Origin of the sequence: Streptomyces spongiae, from assembly GCF_009377185.1 — a bacterium.
Taxonomy (GTDB): Bacteria; Actinomycetota; Actinomycetes; order Streptomycetales; family Streptomycetaceae; genus Streptomyces; species Streptomyces spongiae.
In genome coordinates this window covers 1-4974 of sequence record NZ_VJZC01000679.1, presented here as the reverse complement: position 1 = coordinate 4974, position 4974 = coordinate 1, and the positions used below count along the sequence as shown (strand labels likewise).

At 71.4% G+C, this 4974-nt stretch carries 5 protein-coding genes; 2 read left to right on the top strand and 3 right to left on the bottom strand.

Annotated features, from left to right (window positions below; all coding sequences use genetic code 11):
• A partial coding sequence (locus tag FNH08_RS52735; protein ID WP_228034749.1) for a hypothetical protein occupies window positions 1-224 on the top strand: 224 nt, incomplete at its 5' end.
• 86 nt (window positions 225-310) lie between these two features.
• On the opposite strand, the gene FNH08_RS44415 is transcribed toward FNH08_RS52735, so the two are convergent.
• Entirely contained in the window at window positions 311-1387 is a 1077-nt protein-coding gene (locus FNH08_RS44415) for a hypothetical protein (RefSeq protein ID WP_152777191.1), read from the bottom strand.
• A gap of 72 nt (window positions 1388-1459) precedes the next feature.
• Window positions 1460-2716 (bottom strand): FUSC family protein, encoded by a 1257-nt coding sequence (locus FNH08_RS44410; protein WP_152777190.1) that lies wholly within the window; start codon window positions 2714-2716, stop codon window positions 1460-1462.
• Window positions 2717-2960: 244 nt separating this feature from the next.
• Here FNH08_RS44410 and FNH08_RS44405 point away from each other — a divergent pair, with 244 nt between their 5' ends.
• A complete protein-coding gene (locus FNH08_RS44405) occupies window positions 2961-4340 on the top strand; it encodes an erythromycin esterase family protein (RefSeq protein WP_152777189.1) in 1380 nt (459 codons plus the stop codon).
• Window positions 4341-4356: 16 nt separating this feature from the next.
• Here the strand turns inward: FNH08_RS44405 and FNH08_RS44400 are convergent, their stop codons facing one another.
• Complete coding sequence (locus FNH08_RS44400) at window positions 4357-4851, bottom strand: FBP domain-containing protein (RefSeq protein ID WP_152777188.1); 495 nt, start codon at window positions 4849-4851, stop codon at window positions 4357-4359.
• Window positions 4852-4974: the final 123 nt, after the last annotated feature.

The window sequence follows — 4974 nt, the reverse complement described above, 5'->3', positions numbered from 1 at the left end:
AGGGAGAGGTGGTCTGCGGGGAAGAAGACGCGGAGGTACTCGGCGTGGCCGACGGTTCGGGGGCCTCCGCCGTGGGGGACTCCGAGCACCCCGCCAGCGACACAGGCACCGCCGACGCCGTGAGCGCCGTCATGAAACGGCGCCTGGTCCAGTCGTGTCGGTCCCGCGCCGGTTCACTCGTCACTACTCGCACCTCGGTCTGTCGGTCGTCGTCCGGTGAGTGATCCACCTTGACCCGCGCGGGTGCCGAAGCGCAAAACCGAGCAGTGGGTGTGCGCCACGCGCGGGCCCAACCAGCCCTCGCCCCCGGCTACCAGGCGCCGTCCTCCACCGGCTTGCCCGGAGCATCCCCCAGCGGTTTCACCTGGTGGGGCGAGGGCTGCTGCCAGGGCTCGTGGTCGTCGCCGAGCCAGTCGCCGACCGGCTGCACCGAGCCCAGCGCGTCGGTGGGCGGGAGGTCGTGGGCGTCCTGGTCGTAGTAGTCGAACCACGGCAGCCCGGCCCGGGTGTACGCCGCGCGGTCCACGGGCGACGGCGGCGGCGCCTCGCCGGTGATCCGGCGCCACTCCGGCGGGGTGACGAGATGCACGAAGACCCGCCCGGCGGGCTCCTCTGCCCAACTGCCGCGCGGCCAGGTGTCCCGGTAGACCTCCTGGCGCATCGAACCGCCGACACCGAGCCCCATCGCGGCGGGAGCGCGGGGCGGGCCGGCGGGGCCACCGCCCTGCGCGGCTTGCGGTGCGGCACCCGGCGCGGGTGGGGCGTTCAGGGGGAACGCGGCGCCGTAACCCCCGGTCTTCCCCGCCGACCGCACCCGCAGCCGGTCCTCGGCCGCCCGCCGCATCTGCTCCTCCTCCCGCCACTGGGCCAGCCGCTCGCCGTTCAGCGGGAACGACTGCAGCTGTACGCCGCCCCACACCTCCTCACCGGTGACCTGACCCTCGACCGTGGCGCCCAGGCCCAGCGGGACGGCCACGAACTGGCGGACCGTGCCCTTCCCGGAGTTGATGCCGTCCAGCCACGGCTGCCGCGGCAGCACCACGTAGTTCTGCGGGTCACGGCTCAGGCGGCTGCTCCACGGCTTGCCGGAGACCGCGCACACCTTGCCGACGCCGACCTGGAGCGCGGCCGGCTCCGTCGTACCCCCGAAGTGCAGCCACATCGCCTCGCGCAGGTACACCGGCAGCATCACGCCGCCGCGTGCCCGCATCCCCTCCGGTGCCGTGTCCGGGAAGTCCTCGACACGGCGGACCGGGAAGTCGCCGAGCCCCGGCGGCAGCTGGTGCGTCCCCGTCTCGGGCAGACGCAGGGTCCGTTTGAACCGCACCTGGACGCCTCCCGGCAGGTGCAGTGTGGTGCCGTCGATCCGTACGGTGCCGTCGGCCATTCCGTACGCCCCCTCGCTGTCGTGCCTTGTCGCGTGCCTTGTCGCGTCGCCGCTGTGCCCGACGCCTGACCTTCACCGAGAACGTCGGAGGAGGGCTGCCCGGTTCCGCAGGGACTTGCGGGCGCGGCGCACGCGGTCGCGTACGCGGGTGAGGTGGGGACTGCGCTCGCGCTCCTCGCGGGTGCAGCGGTCGAGTTCCTCCAGCAGCCGGCGGGAGCGGTGCTCGGTGTCGAGCTCGTCCAGGATGCGGTTGACCTCGGTGAGGACGGCGCCGCGCAGTTGCCACTGGCGGGCGTCCCGCTGCACGTCCTCCAGCAGCAGCTGGGCCAGCTTGTCGCGGGTCGCGGTGGCCGTGGCCAACTCGGCGGTGAGCCGGGCCTCGGCGGACTCGGCGTTGCTGCTGACGTCGGTGGTGACCAGCACCGCGAAGCTGACGACCGCGTCCGCGATCTCGGCGAGGAGCTGTTCGAGGACCGCTCCCGTCTGGGGCTCGAACAGCCGCTCCGGCTCCCGTTCCCGGGCGAGGTCGGTGAGGGTGCGGGCGATGACCCGCAGGACCACCGTGCAGATCTCCAGCGTGTCGAGGCCGGTGCGGAGTACGACCCGGTGCAGCAGCCCCTCCCGTACCCGCGGGTTGAGCTTCAGGCTGTCCTCGGCCTGTTGGAGGGCCGCGTCCACCTCGACGATGTCGTGGTCGAGTTCGCGGGCTTCGTGGAGCTGGGCGGCGGCCTCCTCGACGGCGGTGCGGCCGGCGGCCTCCTCGCCGACGCGCAGCATCAACTGCCGCATCCGGCGCGCCATGTCCTCGATGGAATCGCCGGCCGCCTCCACCCACACAGGGGGAGCGAGCAGGAAGTTGAAGGCGAGCCCCACGACGGCGCCGATCAGCGTCTCCAGCACCCGTGCCCACGCGGTGTCCCCGACCCGGGTGACGCCGAGCACGAGCATGGCGCTGATCGCCACCTCGGGGACGAACTCGCTGACCCGCACGAGATGTCCGACCGCGAGCGAGGCGAGGATGATCAGTGCCAGGCTCCACCAGGTGAGCCCCACCAGGACGCTGAACCCGATGGCGATGACCACTCCGGCGACCACCGAGTTCACCCGGCGGATGCCCTTCGTGATGGTGGCGTAGAGGGTGACCTGCACGACGAGGAGCGCGGTCAGGGGGGCGGTGAGGGGCGCCACCTCGGGGCTGAACTGCAGCGCCACCACGTACGCCAGCGTCGCGGCCGCCGCCGACCGCACCGACTGCACGACCACGGGATCCTGGCGCCACTTCGCCACCTGCGTGCCGACCAGGGCCCACGCGCCACGTACGTCTCGCATCCTTGGGCTTTTCCCCTTCCACCACCGCCCGGAACGTTTCTTCACGGACGTCGACCGTCCGCACGGGAGCGTAGGCCGTACCCACCGGTCGCGAGGAGGCGCGTCAAGGGATGAGACAGCGGCGAGGGCGGGACAACGGGGCGCACCCTGGGGGCAACCCCCGATGAACCCGTGCATCTGCCACCACCCCCGGACGGCGGTGCACCGGATGGTGTCGCACCGACCGGACCGAAAGGCTGGGATCATGAGATGGCATCGATCCGCAATCGCATGTGCCCTGCTCGTCTGCCTCGGCACCACGGCGGCCGGGACGTTACCCGCGGCCGCGACGCCCGGGGAACGGGTCGTCACCGTACGGGCGGCGACCGAGGAGCAGGTCGTCACCGCCCTCGAACGCGCCGCGCATCCGCTGCGTTCCGTCGAACCGCGGGGCGACACCGGCGATCTACGCCCCCTCGACCGCATGATCGGGGACGCCCGCGTCGTGGGCCTCGGCGAGGCCACGCACAGTTCGCACGACTTCTTCGCCATGAAGCACCGCGTCTTCCGGCACCTCGTGGAGACCAAGGGCTTCCGCACCTTCGGCCTGGAGGTGAGCTGGAGCACCGGCCAGCGCCTCAACGACTACGTCCTGAACGGCAAGGGCGACCCGCGACGCATCATGCGGGACGAGTTCCAGGCCGCCTACCTCTGGTGGAACAACACCGACTACCTGGCGCTCGTCGAGTGGATGCGCGCCCACAACCGGCAGCACCCGCACGATCCCGTCCGGTTCATGGGCAACGACCTCGGCTGGGCCGGACCGGAGGTCTACGACAAGGTCACCGACTACGTGGCCCGCGCCCACCCGGAGCTCCAGGCACGCTTCACCGAGTTGTACCGCGGTCTGCGGCCCACCGTGGCGACCGGCACGTACATGGACCAGTACATGAACAGGCCGCTCGCCGAGCGCGTGGAGATGGCCGCCCGGACCGGTGAGGCCCTGAAGCTGCTGCGGAAGCAGTCTCCGGGGGACGACAGGGCGTACGACAGGACGGCGTACGACTGGGCGGTCCAGAACGCGACGGTCATCGACCAGGTCGCGCGCTTCTACTCCTTCGACGCCGGCGCGGACCAGACGCAGGCTGCCGCCGCCATGCGCTACCGCGACCAGGTCATGGCGGACAACACGGCCTGGTGGCAGGAGCACACGGGCACCAAGGTCCTCGTGTCGGCGCACAACGCCCACCTCGGTTACGAGACGCCCGATCCCGTCGCCTACCCGAGGATGCAGGGCGCGTTCCTGCGTGACCGGCTCGGCGGCGCGTACGTGAGCGTCGGGTTCAGCTTCGACCGGGGCTCCTTCAACTCGACCGGACCCGACGGGAAGATCCAGCGCTTCACCGTCGGCCCGGCCCGTGCGGGCACCAACGAGGCCACGCTCGACCGCGTCCGTCACCGCGACTACCTCGTCGACCTGCGGACCGTGCCCGAGCCTGCCCGGGCCTGGCTGGAGCGGGCCCGTCCGACGCGCAGCATCGGCACGGTGGACCCCTACCGGGAGTACGACATCGCGCTCGGCCGCACCCACGACATCCTGATCCACCTGCACCAGGTGGAGGCGGCGCGGTTGCGGGACCGGTAGGACGGCCGGGGGCGGCTCACTCGTACAGCTTCCGCAGGAACGAGGACAGATTGCCCACTGTGCGGGCGATCTGTTCCTCCTGTGTGAGGGTCTCCTCGAAACGGCTCCCGGACTCGGGGACCTTCTTGCCGCGTACGTAGAGGGAGCAGGCGAGGTCGGCGCACATGTACACCCCGACCGAGTTGCCCTCGCGTCCGGCCGCGCCCGCCTTGCGTGCCGTCATCAGGGAGACGCCGCTGCCCGGGTGCGTGGTCAGGCACAACGAACACAGGCTCCGGTGCAGGAGGCCGCGCCGTACGGACGGGAAGCGCAGCGTGACGCCGACCGGGCGGTTGTCGTGCTCGGCGACGAGATAGCTCCGGTCGGGCGCGCCAGGGTCGCGCCAGCCGAGGAAGTCCAGGTCGTCCCAGGGGCGTTGGTCGAGGTCGCGGGGTATCGCGAGGCGTTTCGCCTCTCCCTTGGTGCAGTTGACGAAGGAGTTGCGGATGTCCTGCTCGGTGAGGGGGCGCATGGGGTCTCCTGGGGAAAGGGGAGCGAAGCCAAACCTAGGGGTACTAGGCTGAGTGGAAGGTTATGTAGGCAGATCGAGGAACGCCAATGGGTTTCGCGCGCAGGCGTCCGCGCGGTGCGGGTT

Coding starts and splice junctions, on each gene's coding strand:
- FNH08_RS44415 (WP_152777191.1), bottom strand. CDS start 1,387: ATGGCCGACGGCACCGTACGGATCGACGGCACCACACTGCACCTGCCG.
- FNH08_RS44410 (WP_152777190.1), bottom strand. CDS start 2,716: ATGCGAGACGTACGTGGCGCGTGGGCCCTGGTCGGCACGCAGGTGGCG.
- FNH08_RS44405 (WP_152777189.1), top strand. CDS start 2,961: ATGAGATGGCATCGATCCGCAATCGCATGTGCCCTGCTCGTCTGCCTC.
- FNH08_RS44400 (WP_152777188.1), bottom strand. CDS start 4,851: ATGCGCCCCCTCACCGAGCAGGACATCCGCAACTCCTTCGTCAACTGC.